The sequence below is a fragment of the Streptomyces sp. LUP30 genome (assembly GCF_001746365.1).
GTDB lineage: Bacteria > Actinomycetota > Actinomycetes > Streptomycetales > Streptomycetaceae > Streptomyces.
In genome coordinates this window covers 1-18907 of the sequence record NZ_MJAJ01000038.1, presented here as the reverse complement: position 1 = coordinate 18907, position 18907 = coordinate 1, and the positions used below count along the sequence as shown (strand labels likewise).

The 18907-nt window shown below is 73.5% G+C and carries 17 protein-coding genes and 1 pseudogene; 12 read left to right on the top strand and 6 right to left on the bottom strand.

Annotated elements, in window-relative coordinates; all coding sequences use genetic code 11:
• Positions 1 to 399 precede the first annotated feature (399 nt).
• On the top strand, positions 400 to 975 hold the full coding sequence (locus tag BG482_RS26860) for an adenylosuccinate lyase (protein WP_069771724.1): 576 nt from the start codon (positions 400 to 402) through the stop codon (positions 973 to 975).
• A 7-nt stretch (positions 976 to 982) separates the two neighbouring features.
• On the opposite strand, the gene BG482_RS26855 is transcribed toward BG482_RS26860, so the two are convergent.
• The 4 genes and pseudogenes from BG482_RS26855 to BG482_RS26845 all read right to left on the bottom strand — a co-directional run bounded on the left by BG482_RS26855 (position 983) and on the right by BG482_RS26845 (position 4508).
• Complete coding sequence (locus tag BG482_RS26855) at positions 983 to 1507, bottom strand: GNAT family N-acetyltransferase (RefSeq protein WP_069771770.1); 525 nt, start codon at positions 1505 to 1507, stop codon at positions 983 to 985.
• 29 nt (positions 1508 to 1536) lie between these two features.
• Positions 1537 to 1638: pseudogene (locus tag BG482_RS41500) on the bottom strand (RidA family protein); the annotation flags it as partial.
• Between the two features lie 87 nt (positions 1639 to 1725).
• Positions 1726 to 3321, bottom strand: coding sequence for an alpha/beta hydrolase (locus BG482_RS26850; protein ID WP_069771723.1), 1596 nt, complete (start codon positions 3319 to 3321; stop codon positions 1726 to 1728).
• 143 nt (positions 3322 to 3464) lie between these two features.
• Positions 3465 to 4508 (bottom strand): Rv2578c family radical SAM protein, encoded by a 1044-nt coding sequence (locus BG482_RS26845; protein ID WP_069771722.1) that lies wholly within the window; start codon positions 4506 to 4508, stop codon positions 3465 to 3467.
• Between the two features lie 212 nt (positions 4509 to 4720).
• Between BG482_RS26845 and BG482_RS26840 the strand changes: the two genes are divergently transcribed.
• The 10 genes from BG482_RS26840 to BG482_RS26795 all read left to right on the top strand — a co-directional run bounded on the left by BG482_RS26840 (position 4721) and on the right by BG482_RS26795 (position 17651).
• A complete protein-coding gene (locus BG482_RS26840) occupies positions 4721 to 5164 on the top strand; it encodes an SRPBCC family protein (protein WP_069771721.1) in 444 nt (147 codons plus the stop codon).
• Between the two features lie 153 nt (positions 5165 to 5317).
• Complete coding sequence (locus BG482_RS26835) at positions 5318 to 7738, top strand: MFS transporter (RefSeq protein WP_069771720.1); 2421 nt, start codon at positions 5318 to 5320, stop codon at positions 7736 to 7738.
• Between the two features lie 100 nt (positions 7739 to 7838).
• Positions 7839 to 10385: a SpoIIE family protein phosphatase gene (locus BG482_RS26830; protein WP_069771719.1), complete on the top strand. Its 2547-nt coding sequence runs from the start codon at positions 7839 to 7841 to the stop codon at positions 10383 to 10385.
• Positions 10386 to 10545: 160 nt separating this feature from the next.
• Positions 10546 to 11271 carry a class I SAM-dependent methyltransferase gene (locus BG482_RS26825; protein WP_069771718.1) on the top strand — a complete coding sequence of 242 codons (726 nt, stop codon included), beginning with the start codon at positions 10546 to 10548 and terminating at the stop codon, positions 11269 to 11271.
• A gap of 317 nt (positions 11272 to 11588) precedes the next feature.
• Positions 11589 to 12422, top strand: a complete 834-nt coding sequence (locus tag BG482_RS26820; protein WP_069771717.1) for a M55 family metallopeptidase — start codon at positions 11589 to 11591, stop codon at positions 12420 to 12422.
• A gap of 55 nt (positions 12423 to 12477) precedes the next feature.
• On the top strand, positions 12478 to 13782 hold the full coding sequence (locus BG482_RS26815; protein ID WP_069771716.1) for a M20/M25/M40 family metallo-hydrolase: 1305 nt from the start codon (positions 12478 to 12480) through the stop codon (positions 13780 to 13782).
• 24 nt (positions 13783 to 13806) lie between these two features.
• Complete coding sequence (locus BG482_RS26810) at positions 13807 to 15813, top strand: prolyl oligopeptidase family serine peptidase (RefSeq protein ID WP_069771769.1); 2007 nt, start codon at positions 13807 to 13809, stop codon at positions 15811 to 15813.
• Complete coding sequence (locus tag BG482_RS26805) at positions 15810 to 16733, top strand: LD-carboxypeptidase (RefSeq protein ID WP_069771715.1); 924 nt, start codon at positions 15810 to 15812, stop codon at positions 16731 to 16733. Before BG482_RS26810 ends, BG482_RS26805 begins: the two co-directional genes overlap by 4 nt.
• A 70-nt stretch (positions 16734 to 16803) precedes the next feature.
• Positions 16804 to 17079, top strand: a complete 276-nt coding sequence (locus tag BG482_RS26800) for a LapA family protein (RefSeq protein WP_069771714.1) — start codon at positions 16804 to 16806, stop codon at positions 17077 to 17079.
• Between the two features lie 20 nt (positions 17080 to 17099).
• Entirely contained in the window at positions 17100 to 17651 is a 552-nt protein-coding gene (locus BG482_RS26795) for a GNAT family N-acetyltransferase (protein ID WP_069771713.1), read from the top strand.
• Here BG482_RS26795 and BG482_RS26790 read toward each other — a convergent pair.
• Together BG482_RS26790 and BG482_RS26785 are read right to left on the bottom strand one after the other, a co-directional pair.
• Positions 17623 to 17970 (bottom strand): DUF6204 family protein, encoded by a 348-nt coding sequence (locus BG482_RS26790; RefSeq protein WP_069771712.1) that lies wholly within the window; start codon positions 17968 to 17970, stop codon positions 17623 to 17625. The genes BG482_RS26795 and BG482_RS26790 overlap by 29 nt on opposite strands.
• Before the next feature lie 89 nt (positions 17971 to 18059).
• Positions 18060 to 18410: a VOC family protein gene (locus BG482_RS26785; protein WP_069771768.1), complete on the bottom strand. Its 351-nt coding sequence runs from the start codon at positions 18408 to 18410 to the stop codon at positions 18060 to 18062.
• A 132-nt stretch (positions 18411 to 18542) separates the two neighbouring features.
• Here BG482_RS26785 and BG482_RS26780 point away from each other — a divergent pair.
• A partial coding sequence (locus tag BG482_RS26780; protein WP_069771711.1) for a phage holin family protein occupies positions 18543 to 18907 on the top strand: 365 nt, incomplete at its 3' end.

Genomic DNA, 18907 nt, shown 5'->3' with positions numbered 1-18907 from the left:
CTGGGCGCCCGGACACCACCTGACGACGCGTTACTTATCAGTAGCAACGTTCCCGCCGCACTGTTGAACGGGGATAGTACTGATGCTCGTAGCCACCCCTTTCCGCTCGTTGAATTCGCTATAGCGAACGAACTTGATCTCCGGACGGCCGAACCTGACCGCCACTGATCGAAGGCGCCCTCCGTGCTCGCCTCAGCCGTCCCGGGCGCCGGTCATCGCCGCACGTCACCGGCCGGGAACGCCGTGGGCCCGGCCTGGGCCGAAGCGGTCCCGAGCGGGACGAAGCGTGCGTTTGCGCGGTCTTCCCGGCGTCGGCGGCGGCACGGGTCGTGCGCCCGGTTGTGCTCCCGTGCGCCGCTGCGCGCCGTACGCCCCCGGAGCCTGTCCTAGGCTCGGCACATGGACGAAGAGTTGCGATCCCTCACGGAGCGCTTACGGCGCGAGTCCGGCGCGACGCCCGCGTACGAGCGGCTGGCGGGCGCCGCGGACACCGACGAACTGGCGGACCTGCTCACCGAGCCGGGACAGCCCCTGTGGGCCAGGGAACTGGCCGCGTTCCGGCTCGGACTCGCCGGGGACCGGCGCGCCTTCGAGACGCTCGTCCTGCTGCTCAACCACCGGGACCCTCCGCGCTGCGCCTCCGCCGCCCACGCGCTCGCCCGCCTCGGCGACCCCCGCACCGCCCGCGCCGCGGCCGCCCTGGCCACCAACGAACTGCGGGTCGCCTACGCGCTGCATCCCGTCCGGCTGCTGGTGGAGCTGCGCGCGCCCGAGTCGGTGCCCGCGCTGATCACGACACTGCAGCGGCGGCTGCGGCCGCACGACCCCTACCGCCGGGTGGCCCTCGCCTGCGTCGAGGGGCTGGGCACGCTGGGCGACGGCCGGGCCCGGCCGGTGCTGAACGACGCCCTGGCCCACCCGGTGCTCGCGCAGGCCGCCGTGCACGCCCTCGCGCGGATCCCCCGGCAGCGGTGACACACCCTCAGAGCGCCGCACGGAACGCGCCGCCCAGGGGCAGGCGTCCCCGATGGCGCACCTCGGGCACGGCGACGCCCGCCACCTCGAAGGGCTCCTCGGCGCCGTCCGCGTGGAAGCCGGCACGGGCGTAGAAGCGGCGGGCCGGGACGTTGTCCTTGAGCACCCAGAGCCGCATGCCGGGGTGCCTTAGGGCCTCGGCCCGCCGTGCCGCCTCCTCCAGGAGCGCGCGCCCGACGCCGGTGCCGATGTGCTCGACGGACACATAGAGCGCGTACAACTCGGCGTCACCCATGAGGACTTCGCCGTCCCGGTCAGGGCCCTGGGCGGCCCGGCCCACCACTGTCCCGGCCCGCTCGGCGACCAGGTTCACCACGCCGGGCCCGCCCTTCCCGAAACCTGCCCGGCGGCGCTCGGCGTCCTCGGCGACGCTCAGCGCGTCCAGGTACGCCTGCGGCATCAGCCCGCGGTAGGCCCACTGCCGGCCGCGCACGCGGATCTCCGAGACGCGCTCGACGTCCGCGAGCGCCATCTCCCGTACCAGCGGGGCCGCAGCCGCGGTCACCCGCCCACCACCGCGAACGCCTCCATCTCCCTCGGGAACTCCGGGCGGACCAGCGCCGCGACCCGTACGGTCGGGCCGGCCGGGAGGCGGTCGCCGGGGGCGGCCACCCTGGTCGGTTCGCTCATGCGCCCAGGGTGCACCACGCGTCCGACGACGTCCCCCCTCGGTGGGCGGGCCCGCGGCGCTCAGCCGCGGAAGCCCAGCAGCCCGTGCAGCGTCGAGCCGTGAGCCGAGCGCTGCGCGACCTTCGACGCCAGTGGCTCGGGGTCGGGCTGGGCGGGGCACACCGCGTCGGCCTCGCCGCTCCCGCGCGGCACGACGCCGTCGGCCAGGTACGCCGCCAGGTGCTTGTCCAGGCAGGCGTTCCCGCTCAGCGTGATGCCGTGGTTCTGGCCGCCCTCCTCGACCACCAGACTGGAGCCGCGCAGCAGGGCGTGGACCGTCGCGCCGCCCTCGAACGGGGTGGCCGCGTCGTTCGTCGCCTGGAACAGCAGGACCGGCGGCAGGTCGCCGTTGAGGAGGTTCACCGGAGCCAGGGACCGGGTCGGCCAGAACGCGCACGGCGCGTTGTACCAGGCGTTGTTCCAGGTCATGAAAGGCGCCTTCGCGTACACCGACCAGTTGTCGGAGCGCCATTCGTCCCAGTCGCCGGGCCAGGAGGAGTCCCGGCACTGCACCGCGGTGTAGACGCTGTAGCCGTTGTCCCCCGCCGTGTCGACCGCCGCGAAGTTCTCGTACGCCTCGACCAGCGGGGCGGCGTTGGAGGCGTTCACGTACGCCGCGAACGCCTCGGCGAGATGAGGCCAGTAACCGTTGTAGTAACCGCCCGGCATGAAGGTGTCCTCCAGCTCGGAGGCGCCCACCTTGCCGCCGGCCGGCTTCTTCGCCAGGGCGGCCCGCATCGCGTACCACTTCTTCTCGACCTGCTCCGGGTCGGCGCCCAGCTTGTAGGTCTTGTCGTACTTGGCGATCCAGGCCATCAGCGCGCGGTGGCGGTCGTTGAAGGCGAGGTCCTGGGTGAGGTTGTCGTCGTACCAGACGCCGGTCGGGTCGACGATCGAGTCCAGCACCAGGCGCCGCACCCGCTGCGGGTAGAGCTTGGCGTACACCGCGCCGAGGTAGGTGCCGTACGAGTAGCCGAAGTAGTTCAGCCGCGCGGCGCCGACCGCGGCGCGGATCGCGTCCATGTCCCGTACGGCGTCGAGCGTGTCGATGTACGGCAGGACGTCGGCGTACTTCTTGCCGCAGGCCTCGGCGAAGGACCGGGCGCGCCGGAGGTTGGCCCGTTCGGTCGCCTCGGTGAGCGGCACGGAGTCCGGGCGGACGGGGGCGAAGTGACCGGGCCTGCAGTTCAGGGCGGGCGTGCTCCTGCCCACCCCGCGCGGGTCGAAGCCGATGACGTCGTACTGCGCCGCGACGGCCTTGGGCAGCGCCGAGGCGACGAAGCCGGCGAGGCTCAGTCCCTGACCGCCGGGCCCTCCGGGGTTGACGAGCAGGGGGCCCTGGTACGTCTTCGCGGTGTGCGGGACGCGGGACAGCGCCAGCGTGATCTGCTTCCCGCCCGGCCGGGCGTGGTCGAGCGGCACCTTCAGCGACGCGCACTGCAACGCCGGGCGGTCGGCGATGCCGCAGCTCTTCCAGGCGAGCTTCGCCGCGGAGGCGGAAACGGAGGCAGGGGCGGGGGCCGCGGGGTGCGACGGACTCGCGCCGGCGGGTACGGCCGTGACCGTCCCGGCCACGACTGCGGCGGCGGCGCACAGCACGGCTGCGCGTGTGTTCATGGACTGCTCCCGGGACGAAGGGGCCGAAGAAGACGGACCGCGCAGGTCACGGCCCTTGCCGGATCGTCCCGGAAAGATCGTCCGGAAATACCTGTTCTGGGCTTTATTGACCCGTTCGAGTAGCCGGATGCGCTCGAACGCGCTCAGAGCAGCGTGAGCTGCGTCGGCCCCGACCCGGCGGGCTCCTCGACCGGGGCGGGCGGCCGGATCCGGCGCGGCGTCCCCGCGCGCGTGGGGCCGATGCCGTACTCCTCGGCGAGCTCGTGCACCTGACGGGTGATCCGGCGCTGGTACCACTTCGGGGCGTAGGCGCCGTCCGCGTACAGCCGTTCGTAGCGGCGCACCAGGTGGGGGTGGTGCTGCCCGAGCCAGGCCATGAACCACTCACGGGCGCCGGGGCGCAGATGCAGCGCGAGCGGGGTGACGGAGGTGGCCCCGGCGGCCGCGATCGCCCGGACGGTGGCGCGCAGTTGAGCCGGTTCGTCGCCCAGGAACGGGATCACCGGCGCCATCAGCACCCCGCAGCCGATGCCGTGGTCGGTGAGGGTCCGCACCACGTCCAGGCGGCGCTGCGGGGCCGGGGTGCCCGGCTCGACGGTGCGCCACAGCTCGGTGTCGGTGAAGCCCACGGAGACCGAGACCCCGACGTCGGTCACCTCGGCGGACTGCCGCAGCAGGTCGAGGTCGCGCAGGATTAGGGTGCCCTTGGTCAGGATGGAGAAGGGGTTCGCCCGGTCGCGCAGGGCCGACAGGATGCCCGGCATCAGCCGGTAGCGGCCCTCGGCGCGCTGGTAGCAGTCGACGTTCGTGCCCATCGCGACGTGTTCGCCCTGCCAGCGGGGCGAGGCGAGCTGACGGCGCAGCAGCTCCGGGGCGTTCACCTTGACGACGATCTGGGTGTCGAAGCCGATCCCGGTGTCGAGGTCGAGATAGCTGTGCGTGCGGCGGGCGAAACAGTAGACGCACGCGTGCGTGCAGCCGCGGTAGGGGTTCACCGTCCACTCGAACGGCATCCGGGAGGCGCCCGGCACCCGGTTGAGGATCGAACGGGCGCGGATCTCGTGGAAGGTGATGCCGGCGAACTCGGGCGTGTCGAACGTCCTTGTCGTGACCGCGTCCGCCCCGAACAGCGCGGCGTCCGCCGGCCGGTCGTGGCGGGTCTCCACGGTGAGGTTCTCCCAGCGCATGACGCCTCCTCGGTAGCACTGAGCACACAATAGAACATCTGTTCCCATGATCGTGCGGCGTCCCTTTCGGGACCGGTTTCCGATCGCTCGACGATCGCTTCGGCGACCCCGATTTGGGCGGCCGCGGACCGGGGTGGTTGGCTTGCCCCGAACCTGAGGCACCCCTGAGCAACCCTGAGCAACCCTGAGCAACACGGACCTGGAGGAACCCCATGGCGCAGGTCGAGGCCACCACCGAGCGGGTCGTCGCGGCGGACCCGGACAAGGTGTTCGACACGATCGCCGACTACAGCGGCACGCGCGGGAATCTGCTGACCGAGCACTTCAGCGAGTACGAGGTGCGCGAGGGCGGCGACGGCGAGGGCACCCTCGTCCACTGGAAGCTCCAGGCCACCAGCAAGCGCGTGCGCGACTGCCTCCTGGAGGTCGCCGAGCCGACCGACGGCGAGCTCGTGGAGAAGGACCGCAACTCCTCGATGGTCACCGTCTGGCGCGTCACCCCGGCCGGCGAGGGCAGGTCCCGTGTCGTCGTCACCACCACGTGGAACGGCGCCGGCGGCATCGGCGGCTTCTTCGAGAAGACCTTCGCCCCCAAGGGCCTCGGCCGGATCTACGACGCCGTCCTCGCCAACCTCGCCGCCGAGGTCGAGAAGTAGATCAACGCCCCTGCCTTCCGGGTGCGTTGAACGCCATCACCGGATCGAGTGGTTCTCCCTTGTGACCGGGACGGCCCCGTAACTCGTCGCACTTGCCCGTGGTTGTCGCTTTACGCGACAACTGTGTGGCGGGTGCGACGAGGGGAACGGCAGATGGGCGCAACCACTCCGGTGCTGGACGAGCCGGTCACGGCGACTCCCGCGAAAGCCCCGCCGCCGTCGCCCGCCGGTGCGACGGGGCCCGGCCGGCGCCGGGTACGGCTGGTCTTCTTCGCCCTCATGCTCGCGCTGCTCCTCGCGGCGCTGGAGCAGATGATCGTCGCCACCGCCCTGCCGAGGATCGTGGGCGAACTGCACGGCCTGGACCGGATGTCCTGGGCGATCACCGCCTACCTGCTCACCGCCACCGTCACCCTCCCGGTGTACGGCAAACTCGGCGACCTCCTCGGCCGCAAGGGCGTCTTCCAGTTCGCGATCGTCGTCTTCGTCGTCGGCTCCGCCCTCGCCGGCCGCGCGCACACCATGGACCAGTTGATCGCCTTCCGCGCCGTCCAGGGCGTCGGCGCGGGCGGACTGCTGACCGGCGTGCAGGCGATCATCGCGGACATCGTGCCGCCCCGGCGGCGCGGCCGCTACATGGGCCTGATCGGCGCCGCGTTCGGCCTCGCCTCGGTCGCGGGCCCCCTGCTCGGCGGCTACTTCACCGACCACCTGTCCTGGCGCTGGTGCTTCTACGTCAACGTCCCCTTCGGGCTGCTGACCCTCGCCGTGGTCACCGTCGTGCTGAAACTGCCGAAGCCGGCCGCGAAACCCCGGTTCGACGTCGTGGGCGCCCTGCTGCTCGCCGCCGCCTCCGTCTGCCTGGTGCTGCTGACCGGTTGGGGCGGCACCCGATACGCCTGGGACTCCGGCGTCGTCCTCGGTCTCGGCGCCGGGGCGGCCGCCGCGGCCGTCGGCTTCGTCCTCGTCGAAGGCCTGGCCGCCGAACCCCTCATCCCGCTCCGGCTGTTCAGGGACCCCGTCTTCGACGTCACCGCCCTGGTCGGCCTGGTGACCGGCGTCGCCCTGTTCGGCGCCGCGAGCTATCTGCCCACCTTCCTGCAGATGGTCGACGGGGCCAGCGCGACCGAGTCCGGCCTGCTGATGCTCCCCATGATGGGCGGCGTCGTCGGCGCGTCGATCCTCTCCGGCCAGCTCATCACCCACACCGGCCGCTACCGGATCTACCCCCTCCTCGGCAGTGCCCTGTCCGTTCTCGGCATGTGGCTGCTGTCCCGGCTGGAGGCCGACACGCCACGGCTCCAGTACAGCCTCTGGATGGCCGTCCTCGGCGCCGGCATCGGCCTGGTGATGCCCGTCCTCGTCCTGGCCGTGCAGAACTCCGTGCGCCCCGCCGACCTCGGCACCGCCACCAGCGCCCACACCTACTTCCGACAGATCGGCGGCAGCGTCGGCGCGGCGGTCTTCGGCACCCTGTTCGCCGACCGGCTCGCCGACTCCCTGCGCGCCCGCCTGCCGGCCGGTTCCGGCGCCGCTCTGCCCGACCCCGAGTCGCTCACCCCGCAACTCGTCCACGCGCTGCCCGCCCCGCTGCGCGACGCCTACGTCCGGGCCTACGCCGACGCCATGCCGAGGATCTTCCTCTGCCTCGTGCCGGTGCTCGTTCTCGGGCTGCTCATCGCCTTCTTCCTCAAGGAGAAACCGCTGGTGCCCCACCACGACGCCGAGACGGACGCCGCACCAGCCCTCCCGCCCGCTCCGGCCGGGGGAGCCTGTGTCCGCGGCACGGTCCGTCACTCGGGCGGGAGCGTCGTACGCCGGGCGGCGCTCACCCTCGTCGACGCGGGCGGCCGGCAGACCGGCCGGGGCGCCAGCGGCGACGACGGGCGGTTCACGCTGTCCACGCCGGGCAGCGGGACGTACGTCCTGATCGCCGCGGCCGGCGGCCACCAGCCGCAGGCCGTCTCCGTCACCGTCGGCGAGAGCCCCGTCGAACTCGACATCGTCCTCGGCGGGGCGGGCCGGCTCGCGGGCGCCGTCGTCACCGCCGACGGCGCCCCGGTGCCCGACGCCACGGTCACCCTCACCGACGCCCGCGGCGAGGTCGTCGCCGCCGTCCGCAGCGACCGCGACGGCGGATACGTCGTCACCGGGCTGGCCGCCGGGGAGTACACGCTCGCCGCCGCCGCGCCGGCCTTCCGCCCGGCCGCCGTGCCGGTCTGCGTCCAGGTGTCCCGCGAGACCCGTCAGGACGTCGAACTCGCCGGCGGCGCCCTGCTGCGCGGCACCGTCCGGGCCACCGGAGGGCGCCCGGTCGAGGATGCGCGCGTCACCCTGCTCGACGCGGCGGGCAACGTCGTCGACACCCTCACCACGGGAGCCGACGGCACGTTCCGTTTCGTCGATCTGTCCTGCGGCGAGTACACCGTCATCGCCGCGGGCTATCCGCCGGCCGCCACCGTCCTGCGGGTGGCCGGAGGCGGCCGTACGGAACGCGACCTGCGGCTCGGCCACGAGGAGCGACCGTGCGAACGGCCGCCCGGACGTGCGGCGTACCCCGGCGCAACCGGGTGAAACCAATTCCAGGATTGCGGCCCGCGCCGACCGGCGTGCGCCGTACGGTGGGGACAGCGGGACAGATCTTGCACAGCTCTGGGGAGAGAGGGCCTGCGCCATGGACCGTGGCACCGAGAGGGACGTGTCTCCCCGCCGCGGAGCCGGGATCGAGGCGACGAGCGAGGCGGGACGGGGCTCGCCGCGCCCGGAGCGCGGGGAAGGGAACGCCGACGCCGGGCGCGTCCCCCTGGCCGTGGTCGTGGTGGACCGCGAGGGCCTCGTCTCCCACTGGAGCGCCGGCGCACGCCGGCTCTTCGGCGTCGCCAAGGGCGAGGCGCTAGGGCAGCCGGCCATCGACCTGCTCCCCGTCTCCGGGGCGCTCCCCGACCCCGACGACGATCTCGCCGACGACGCCTACGGCGAGTACGCCGCCTACGACGGCCTCGGGCCGGGCCTCGGCTCCTCCCTGGACCGCCGGCTCGGCTACCCGGCCGCCGGACGGGCCCGGCTGACGGTGCCCTCGCGAGACGGCGGCCATGAGCGCGTCGACGTGCTGTGGTGGGCCTACCCGCTGGTCGGCCCGGGGACGGAACGGCTGCTCGTGCTGGCCGCCGACGCGACGGCCCTGCGCCCGGAGGGACCGACGGACCCCTCGGCCGTCGAACGCATCGCACCCGGCTTCGCCCTGCACACCGACTTCCCCGGCGCCGAGGAACTCGCCCGCCGGCTGCCCGAGATCCTGCCCAGCATGAGCGTCGGCGACAGCGCCCGCATCGTCGCGCAGGTCCTCGAACTCGGCTACCCCGTCATGGAGTTCAGCCAGAACGACCGGGTGCCCGTGACCCCCGACTGGGGCGTGGCCCGGCGCGTCGAACGCCGGGCGCGCCGGGAGCGCGCCGCCCGTGCCGCCGCCGAAGGGCTGCCCATACCGCAGGATCCGCCCGACGAGGGCGAGGACCTCGAGTACGTCGCCGTCCGCGAACGGCTGGAGTTCCTCAACGAGGTCAGCGGGAAGATCGGCACCTCCCTCGACCTGTCCCGCACCATCGTCGAGGTCAGCCGGGCCGTCGTCCCGCGCTTCACCGACGTCGCCGGCACCTATCTGCGGGAACAGGTCGTCGCCGGCGAGGGCTTCCCCGACGGCGTGCCGGACACCACCACCCTGTGGCACCGCGTCGCCCTCGAGCACACCGACGAACCCGGCCGCTGGGACGACGTCGTGCCGGTGGGCGAAGCCATGCCGTTTCCCGAGCACACCCCGTTCTTCCAGTGCATGACCACCGGCGAGCCCGTCCTGGTGCCCCGGATCAGCGAGCAGATGGGCCACGCAATCGCCTCGCAGTTCGAGAAGCGGGACATCAGGCCCCTGATCACCGGCCGCTCCATGCTCGTCGTCCCGCTCAAGGCCCGTGACGTCGTCCTCGGTTTCATGATCCTGCTGCGTCACCGCGAGCGCGCCCTCTTCAACGACATGGACCGGGTCACGGGCGCCGAACTCGCCGCCCGCGCGGGCCTGGTGCTCGACAACGCGCGCATGTACACCCACCAGGAGAGCGTCGCCGAGACCCTCCAGGACAGCATGCTGCCGCACATCCCGCCGCGCAGGGCGGGCTGCGACCTCGCCACCCGATATCTGCCGGGCACGCTGCTCGGGCGGGTCGGCGGGGACTGGTTCGACTCGGTGAAGCTGCCCGGAGCGCGCACCGCGCTCGTCGTCGGCGACGTCATGGGGCACGGTCTCAACTCCGCCGCCATGATGGGCCAGTTGCGCACGGCCGTGCAGACCATGGCCGCCCTCGACCTGCCGCCCGCCCAACTCCTGCGCAATCTCGACGATCTCGCGCAACGACTGGGCGACTCCTACCTCGCGACCTGCCTGTACGCCGTCTACGACCCGATCGCCGGCGAGCTGCAGCTCGCCAACGCGGGCCACATCCCCCCGGTGCTGGTGCGCGCCGCCGACGGTCGCAGCGAGCTGCTCGACCTGCCCACCGGCGCGCCCATCGGGGTCGGCGGGGTCCCCTTCGAGGCCGTCCGCGTCCGCGTGGCGCCGGGGGACCGGCTGGTGATGTGCACCGACGGGCTGGTGGAGATGCGCGGCGAGGACATCGGCGTGGGCCTGGCGGCCCTGTGCGAGTCCGCCGCCCATCCGGCCGCCTCCATGGACGACGCGTGCGACACCATCGTCCGCGCCCTCGCGGCGACCTTCTCCCGGACCGGCCACGGCGACCGCAAGGACGACGTCGCTCTGCTCATGGCCCGGCTCGGCGGCATAGAACCCGACGACGTCGCCGAATGGCGCCTCGCCGTCGACCCGGTCGAGGTCGCCCGGGCCCGCGCCCTGGTCCGCGAGCAGCTCCACGGCTGGGGGCTGGGCTCGCTCGCCGAGCCCGCCGAGCTCATGGTGAGCGAGCTGGTCACCAACGCCGTACGGCACTCCCGTCGGGGTCCCGTGGCGCTGCGCCTCGTCCGCGGCGACACCCTGCTGTGCGAGGTCGACGACGACGATCACGAACTGCCCGACCTGCGGAGCGCCGGACCCGGCGACGAGGCCGGGCGGGGGCTGCGCGTGGTGAGCGCGCTGGCCCGGGAGTGGGGCGCCAGCCGCACGGCGGAGGGGAAGTCGGTGTGGTTCGAGCTGACGCTGCCGCCGGCGCGTCGCTGAGCGAGGCCGCCGGGCCGCCCCGGCCGGCGCGCGACGGCGTGCGGATCCCGGACGCCGCGTGAAGGAATGCGCACCGCGCTTGTAGCGGCGACCGGGGAGCGATAGACCGTACTCGCCCGTCGCTTACGGCGGATCGGCCTTGCGTCCTGGGGAGTTGGGCATGAGCGTGGCGAGTCGGTACCGGGCGGCGTGGGAGGGCTTCTGGCGGGAGGCCCCGCAGGAGCCCGGCGAGGTGTTCTGGGACGCGGACCCGAAGGTGACCGCCGCCCTGCACCTCGCCCTCTTCGAGCCCCATCTGACCGATGCCGAACTGCCGTTGGTGGACCTCGGCTGCGGCAACGGCACCCAGACCCGGTACTTCGCGGACCGCTTCGCGCAGGTGGTCGGCGCCGACCTGTCCGCCGCCGCCCTCGACCACGCCCGCCGCGCCGATCCCGCCCGCGCGGCCGCCTACCGGCAGCTGGACGCGGCGGACAAGGGCGACGCCGAGGCCCTGCACGCCGAGGTGGGGGACGCCAACGTCTATATGCGGGGCGTGCTGCACCAGTGCGAGCCCGCCGACCGGCAGCCGCTGGTGGACGGGATCGCCGCGCTGGTGGGCCGGCGCGGCCGTGCCTTCCTCGTGGAACTGTCGGAGGCCGCCCGGCCCGTCCTCGGTGCGCTGGCGCAGAACCCGGCCGGTCCGCCGCCGAAGCTGGCGCCGGTCTTCCGGCACGGCATCGCCCCCGGTGAGGTCGCCGACGACGCGGTGTCCGGCTATCTGCGGACCGCCGGTCTCACGGTCCTGGCGTCCGGCGAACTGCCTCTGAGTACTACCGAGTTCGCGCCGGACGGCACCAGGATCGAGCTGCCGTCGACCTGGTTCGTGATCGCCCGGGACGGGTGACCGCCCGCACACGGAGACCGTGCCGACGCCTGTCACATGTCCGCGCCGCGCCGTGTCAGGGGGACTGAAGCAACGCACCGACCCCTGATGAGAAGCTGCGAGACGTCAGCCTCGCAGCGCTCCGGCGGCAGTGTGGTGTGCCTGGGCATGGCAGGGCCCCGTCCGTGGCGTCGCCGTATCGCTGTGCCGCTGTGCCGGTGTGTGTGCGCAGATCACGGCACGCTCCCGGTCGGCCGCGTCGACGTCTTCCCGTGCGGGGCGGCCGGTTAGGCTCGGGCCTCCTGGAGCGGTGGACCCGGAGACGGCAGGGAGCGGACGTGAAGATCCTCATCAGCGCCGACATGGAGGGCGCCACCGGCGTCACCTGGCCCGCCGACGTGCTGCCCGGGACCCCGCAGTGGGAGCGCTGCCGGTCGATGTTCACCTCGGACGTCAACGCCGCCGCGCTGGGCTTCTTCGACGGCGGCGCGGACGAGGTCCTGGTCAACGAGGCCCACTGGACCATGCGCAACCTCCTCCTCGAACAGCTCGACGAGCGGGTCGAGATGCTCACCGGCCGGCACAAGGCCCTCTCCATGGTGGAGGGCGTCCAGCACGGCGACGTCGACGGCATCGCGTTCGTCGGGTACCACGCGGGCGCCGGAGCCGAAGGCGTCCTCGCCCACACCTATCTCGCCAACTCGATCACCGGCGTCTGGCTGAACGACGTCCGCGCCAGCGAGGGACTGCTCAACGCCCACGTCGTTGCCGAGTACGGTGTGCCGGTCGTGCTGGTCACCGGCGACGACGTGGCCTGCGAGGACGCGCTCGGCTACGCGCCCGAGGCGCTGAAGGTCGCCGTCAAGGACCATGTCTCGCGCTACGCCGCCGTGTGCCGCACCCCGGCCCGCACCGCCGCCGACATCCGGGCCGCGGCGAAGACGGCGGCCGCTCTGGCGGTCCGTCAGGAACCGTTGGCGGGCGGCCCGTTCACCGTGGCGGTGGAGTTCGACGCCGAGCACCTCGCGACGGCGGCCACCGTCGTGCCCGGAGTCGCCCGCATCGGCGAACGGAAGGCCGCGTACACCAGTGACACCATGTACGAGGGGATCCGCACCTTCAAGGCGGTCACCACGATCGTCTCGGCCGCGATCGAGGAGCAGTACGGCTGAGCGCCCGGAACGGCGGGAGCGGCGGGAAAGCGGCAGGAAGACGAGCAGGAGCGGCATGGCTGACACGCAGGCGCGGGACGAGGTCGTCCGGTTCACCTCGGACCTCATCCGCATCGACACCACGAACCGGGGCGGCGGGGACTGCCGCGAGCGGCCCGCCGCCGAGTACGCCGCGGCACTGCTGGCCGAGGCGGGCATCGAGCCCACCCTGCTGGAGCGCACCCCGGGGCGCACCAACGTCGTGGCCCGCGTCGAGGGCGCCGACCCGTCCGCCGACGCGCTGCTGCTCCACGGCCATCTGGACGTCGTCCCCGCCGAGCCCGCCGACTGGAGCGTGCACCCGTTCTCCGGGGAGGTGCGCGACGGGGTCGTGTGGGGGCGCGGCGCGGTCGACATGAAGAACATGGACGCGATGATCCTGGCCGTGCTGCGGGCCTGGGCCCGGGAGGGCGTGCGGCCCCGGCGCGATCTCGTCATCGCCTTCACCGCCGACGAGGAGGCGAGCGCCGAGGACGGCTCCGATTTCCTCGCCGACCGCCACCCGCATCTGTTCGACGGCTGCACCGAGGCCGTCGGCGAATCGGGCGCGTTCACCTTCCACGACGGCGCCGGACGGGAGATCTACCCCATCGCCGCGGGGGAGCGCGGCACCGGCTGGCTGAAGCTCACCGCGCGAGGACGCGCCGGGCACGGCTCCAAGGTCAACCGGGAGAACGCGGTGACCCGGCTGGCGGCGGCCGTCGCCCGCATCGGCGCGCACGTCTGGCCGCCCCGGCTCACGCCGACCGTCGCCGCCGCACTCACCGAACTGGCCGCGCTGTACGGCGTGGACGGCGATCTGGACGACGTGGACGCCCTGCTGACCAAGCTGGGGCCGGCCGCCGCCCTGGTCGAGGCGACGGTGCGCAACAGCGCCAACCCGACCATGCTCGAAGCCGGTTACAAAGTGAACGTGATTCCTGGAGAGGCAGCCGCCTTCGTGGACGGCCGCTATCTCGCGGGCACCGAGGACGAGTTCTGCTCCACCCTGGACGAACTCACCGGCCCCGACGTCGACTGGGCGTTCCACCACCGCGAAGTCGCTCTGCAGGCACCGGTGGACGCGCCGCTGTTCGCCCGGATGCGCGCCGCCGTGGAGGAGTTCGCGCCCGAGGGGCACGTGGTGCCGTACTGCATGTCGGGCGGCACGGACGCCAAGCAGTTCTCGCGGCTCGGGATCACCGGCTACGGTTTCGCGCCGCTGAAGCTCCCCGAGGGCTTCGACTACCAGGCGCTTTTTCACGGCGTGGACGAACGGGTCCCGGTCGAGGCGCTCCACTTCGGCGTCCGCGTCCTCGACCGGTTTCTGCGGACGGCGTAGGCGGACGGAGAAGACGTGCAGGTCATGCCCTACGGCTCCTGGCCGTCGCCGATCGACGCGTCGCTGGCCGCGGCCCACGACGGGCGCCCCGACCACGTCGGCTTCGTCGGCGACGAGGTGTGGTGGACCGCGCCCCGGCCCGCCGAGGACGGGCGCCGCACCCTGATGCGGCGGCGCGTGGACGGCACGCAGGAGTCGGCCCTGCCCGCCCCCTGGAACGTCCGCAGCCGCGTCGTCGAGTACGGCGGCCACCCCTGGGCCGGCGCGGTGGCGGCAGGGGGACTCCTCCTGGTGTTCACGCACTTCGCCGACCAGCGGCTGTACGCCTACGCGCCCGACCGGGCCGGCGAGCCGCGCCCGCTCACCCCCCTCTCCCCGGTGGGCGGCGGACTGCGCTGGGCGGAGCCGCAGTTGCTGCTCGACCGTGGCGAAGTCTGGTGCGTGCTGGAGGAGTTCACCGGCGACGCACCCACCGATGTGCGCCGCGTCCTGGCCGCCGTGCCGCTGGACGGCTCGGCCGCCCGCGACCGCACGGCGGTACGCGAACTCACCGACGACAGCCGCCGTTTCGTCACCGGCGCCCGCCTCTCGCCCGACGGACGGCGGGCGGCCTGGCTGGCCTGGGACCATCCGCTGATGCCCTGGGACGGCACGGACGTCGTCGTCGCCGACGTCACGGACGACGGCCGTCTGAGCGACGCACGCGTGGTGGCGGGCGGGCCGGGGGAGTCCATCGCACAGGTCGACTGGACCCGGCCCGCGGGCCGTGGGGGGTGGCCGCCGGACGGCGCGGCGCGGCCGGCCGGCGAGGGCCTGCTGTACACGAGCGACCGCAGCGGCTGGTGGAACGTGTACCGCGACCACGAACCCGTGTGCCCGCGCGCGGAGGAATTCGGCGGAGCCCTCTGGAAGCTGGGACAGCGCTGGTTCGCACCGCTGGAGAACGGGCTGGTCGCCGTCGTCCACGGCCGGGGGGCCACCGCGCTCGGCATCCTCGACCCGGAGAGCGGCGAACTCGTCGACGCGGCCGGACCGTGGACCGAGTTCGCGCCCACCCTCGCGGTGCGGGGCGATGCCGTCGTCGCGGTCGCGGCCAGTCCGCGCACCGCGTACGAGGTGGTGGAACTGGACGCCCGCACCGGCCGGGCCCGGGTGATCGGCGCCGCACACGACGACGCGGTGGATCCGGCCTACTGTCCAGAGCCCCGGATCCGCACCTTCACCGGGCCCGACGGCCGTGAGATCCACGCGCACGTCTATCCGCCCCACCATCCCGCCGTCGTCGCCCCCGGCGACGAACTGCCGCCCTACGTCGTGTGGGCGCACGGCGGGCCCACCGACCGCGCCCCGCTGGTCCTGGACCTGGAGATCGCCTACTTCACCTCGCGGGGCATCGGGGTGGCCGAGGTCGACTACGGCGGGTCGACCGGATACGGCCGGGAGTACCGGGAGCGGCTGCGCGAGCAGTGGGGCGTCGTCGACGTCGAGGACTGCGCGGCCGTCGCCCTGGCCCTCGCCGACGAGGGCGCCGCCGATCGCGAGCGGCTGGCGATCCGCGGCGGCAGCGCGGGAGGCTGGACCGCCGCCGCCTCGCTGACCGGCACCGACGTCTACGCCTGCGGCACGATCCGCTATCCGGTGCTGGACCTGGTGGGCTGGGCGACCGGGGGGACCCACGACTTCGAGTCGCGCTACCTGGACAGTCTCGTCGGACCCCTCGCCGAGGTGCCCGCACGGTACGCGAAGCGCTCGCCCGTCGAGCACGCCGACCGGATCACCGTGCCGTTCCTGCTCCTGCAGGGCCTGGACGACGTGATCTGCCCGCCCGCCCAGTGCGAACGGTTCCTCGACCGGCTCGGTCGCCTCGCCGGGCGGCCGGTTCCGCACGCGTATCTGGCGTTCGAAGGCGAGGGGCACGGCTTCCGGCGGGCGGCGACGACGGTCCGCGCCCTGGAGGCCGAGCTGTCGCTGTACGCTCAGGTCTTCGGGCTGAATCCGCCCGGTGCGGCGAGCTTGGAGCTTGTGCGGTGAAGGAACTCGTCCGGCCGTCGCGGCCGGCCCCCGGCGCCCGGGTCGCGGTCGTCGCGCCCAGCGGACCGGTGGCGGAGGAGCGGTTGCAGGCCGGCCTCGACCTGTTGCGCGGCTGGGACCTCGACCCGGTCGTCGCACCCCATGTGCTGGACCGGCACCGCAGCCTGCCCCATCTCGCGGGCGCCGACGCCGAGCGGGCGGCCGATCTGCAGCATGCCTGGTGCGATCCGAGCGTCGACGTCGTCCTGTGCGCACGCGGCGGCTACGGCGCCCAGCGCCTCGTCGACCTGCTCGACTGGGACGCCATGCGGGCGGCCGGACCGAAGGTCTTCGTCGGCTTCAGCGACAGCACCGCCCTGCACGAGGCGTTCGCCGTCCGTCTGGGCCTGGCCACGTTCTACGGCCCGGTGGCCGCGGGCATCGACTTCGTCAAGAACGCCCGCGCACAGGAACACCTCCGCGCCACCCTGTTCGCCCCCGAGACCGTCCGCACGCTCCGCTCCGCCGGCGTCCCCCTGGCCCCGGGACGGGCGCGGGGCGTCACCCTGGGCGGCTGCCTGACGCTCCTCGCCACCGGCTACGGCACCCCGCACTCCCGGGCCGGCGCCCGCGGCGGCCTGCTGCTGATCGAGGACGTCGGTGAGCCCCCGTACGCCGTCGACCGTGCCCTGACCCAACTGCTGCGCACCGGCTGGCTGGACGGCGTCGCGGGCGTCGCGCTCGGCTCCTGGGACCGGTGCGGCCCCTACGAGGACCTGCGCCCGGTCCTGGTCGACCGGCTCGGCGGCCTCGGCGTCCCCGTGGTCGAGGAGCTCGGCTTCGGGCACTGCGAGGGGGCGCTGACCGTGCCCCTCGGCGTGGCCGCCGTACTCGACGCGGACGAGGGCACCCTCACCCTGGACGCCCCGGCGCTGCGCTGACCCGGCGGCCGCGTCACCCGGAGGGAAGTCCCACCGCGCGTGCGCGCGCCGCCCGGCCCACGCTGGTCCCATGAGCCCCAGGACCCCGAAGACCCCGAAGTCGAAGACCGCCGAGGGCGGCGGGAGGAGCGGCGGTTTCGGCGCGGCGGCGACGCCCGGCCGGATCGCCGTGCTGGTGCTCGCCGTCCTCGCCCTGGTCTTCGTCTTCGGGAACACCCGCGCGACGGAGATCCGGCTGCTGGTCCCCGTGGTGACGATGCCGCTGTGGACGGCCCTGCTGGCCACGGGCCTGATCGGCGCGCTGTGCGGGGCGTACTTCGCCTACTCCAGGACCCGGCGGAAATAGCCGCGTCGTACGCTGTCCGGATGCCGCACACCGGATCTGCGTACCTCGCCGAGGGGCCCCGTGTCGGGCTACGCCATTTCACCTACGCGGACGGACCCGAGTTCACCGCCCGGGTCCGCGAGAGCAAGGACCTCCACCACCCGTGGCTGTACCCGCCGGCCACCGCCGACGCGTACACGGCCTACGCGAGCCGGCTCATCGAGGACCCGTCGAAGGTCGGCTTCCTCGTGTGCACCCGCGAGGACGGGGCGATCGCCGGGTTCGTCAACATCAACAACATCGTCCAGGGCGCGTTCCAGTCCGGTGCGCTGGGCTACGGAGTCTTCGCGCACGCGGCCGGACGCGGGCTGATGCGCGAGGCCCTCGGCCTCGCGGTGGGCCACGCCTTCGGGCCGCTGCGGCTGCACCGGCTGGAGATCAACGCCCAACCCGGCAACACCGCTTCGATCGCCCTGGCCCGCGCCTGCGGCTTCCGGCGCGAGGGGTTCTCCCCGAAGATGATCTACATCGACGGGGAGTGGCGTGACCACGAGCGGTGGGCGATCACCGCCGAGATGCGGACTTCCGGTTGATCTTCATGGTGTCGAGGTCGGTGACCGTCGACTTCAGCCCGGTGAATCCGCAGCCCAGCGCGCGCAGCGTCGTCTCGGCGCGCTCCTCGGCGAGCGCGCCCGCCATCTCCTCGCCGTCCGCCGCGTCGGAGACCACCACGAAGCGCATCGAGAAGTGCTTCAGCGGCGACGGCTCGTACGACAGCGTGCCTTCCTCGGTGAACCGCATGCTCGTCAGGCCGTGGTCGGCGGCCTCGGCGAGCAGCCGGGCACGGGCCTCCTCGGCGAGGCCGTCCCACGTGCCGCGGACGATCACCCGGTAGGTGTGCTGCTCACTCACTGTCGCTCCTTCGCGTCGGCCGTCGAAGGAGGAACTGTACGGGCGTGCGGTCGGCGCGCGCCGGGAATTCCCGCCGTGCGCCGGAGGGCTCACCGGCCGCTGCGGTCCGCGTACTCGTACACCGCCCCGTCCGGGTGCCGGACGATGAGGTTGCGGCCCACCGGCGTCGGCACCGGGCCCGCGATGACGTCCGCGCCCAGTTCGGTGAGGGTCTTGAGGGCCTCGTCGACGTCCGTGACGGCGATCGTCGCGGCCACCTTGCGCAGCACCTCCAGTTCGGCCGGCGGCCCGCTCATCAGAAGGAAGCAGCCGACGGCGGCCACGCGCACCCCGCCCCGCTCGAAGCGCAGCGCGGCGGTGCCGGTCAGCCGCTCGTAGAAGGCGACCGAGGCATCCAGATCGTCGACGCAGACACGCAGTGTGGCTCCCAGAATGTCCATGCGCACGAGCCTAGTTGGGGCGGTGGCGACCGGGTGATCCTTCACGCGATCCCTCCTCCGGCCCGCTCGCCGCCGCACCCGGCCCGCCGCTCGCCGGGCGTGAGGCGGCGTGACCGCGGGTACCCGACGGCCATGGAGCGCATCGACCACATGGAGCATCTGGACAGGCATCTCGTCGACGAACTGGCGCAGGTGGCGCGCGAGACGATCCGGGAGGAGCTGCGGGAGCAGACCCGCAAGCAGCGCCGCACGGCGATGCTGTACGCCGCCTCCGGCGCCCTCGCCCTCTACGCCGGCGCAGCCGTCGCGGTCGCGCTCGGTCTGGCCCTCGGGATCGGCCTGCCGGACTGGGCCGCCGCGCTGATCACCGCCGCGGTCCTCGGCGTGGCCGCCTACCTGGTGCGCAACGCGGCGAAGCCCGGCACCGCCCGGCCGGGCCGGGCGCACGGGCCCCTCTCCGGGAGCGCGCCGTCCGCCGGCCCGGCCGGTGCCRCCGG

Bases quoted from the DNA above. Each gene is read 5' to 3' on its own strand.
- BG482_RS26860 (WP_069771724.1), top strand. From the start codon at position 400: ATGGACGAAGAGTTGCGATCCCTCACGGAGCGCTTACGGCGCGAGTCC.
- BG482_RS26795 (WP_069771713.1), top strand. From the start codon at position 17,100: ATGCCGCACACCGGATCTGCGTACCTCGCCGAGGGGCCCCGTGTCGGG.
- BG482_RS26830 (WP_069771719.1), top strand. From the start codon at position 7,839: ATGGACCGTGGCACCGAGAGGGACGTGTCTCCCCGCCGCGGAGCCGGG.
- BG482_RS26850 (WP_069771723.1), bottom strand. From the start codon at position 3,321: ATGAACACACGCGCAGCCGTGCTGTGCGCCGCCGCCGCAGTCGTGGCC.
- BG482_RS26800 (WP_069771714.1), top strand. From the start codon at position 16,804: ATGAGCCCCAGGACCCCGAAGACCCCGAAGTCGAAGACCGCCGAGGGC.
- BG482_RS26825 (WP_069771718.1), top strand. From the start codon at position 10,546: ATGAGCGTGGCGAGTCGGTACCGGGCGGCGTGGGAGGGCTTCTGGCGG.
- BG482_RS26845 (WP_069771722.1), bottom strand. From the start codon at position 4,508: ATGCGCTGGGAGAACCTCACCGTGGAGACCCGCCACGACCGGCCGGCG.
- BG482_RS26855 (WP_069771770.1), bottom strand. From the start codon at position 1,507: ATGGCGCTCGCGGACGTCGAGCGCGTCTCGGAGATCCGCGTGCGCGGC.
- BG482_RS26835 (WP_069771720.1), top strand. From the start codon at position 5,318: ATGGGCGCAACCACTCCGGTGCTGGACGAGCCGGTCACGGCGACTCCC.
- BG482_RS26785 (WP_069771768.1), bottom strand. From the start codon at position 18,410: ATGGACATTCTGGGAGCCACACTGCGTGTCTGCGTCGACGATCTGGAT.
- BG482_RS26815 (WP_069771716.1), top strand. From the start codon at position 12,478: ATGGCTGACACGCAGGCGCGGGACGAGGTCGTCCGGTTCACCTCGGAC.
- BG482_RS26810 (WP_069771769.1), top strand. From the start codon at position 13,807: ATGCCCTACGGCTCCTGGCCGTCGCCGATCGACGCGTCGCTGGCCGCG.
- BG482_RS26840 (WP_069771721.1), top strand. From the start codon at position 4,721: ATGGCGCAGGTCGAGGCCACCACCGAGCGGGTCGTCGCGGCGGACCCG.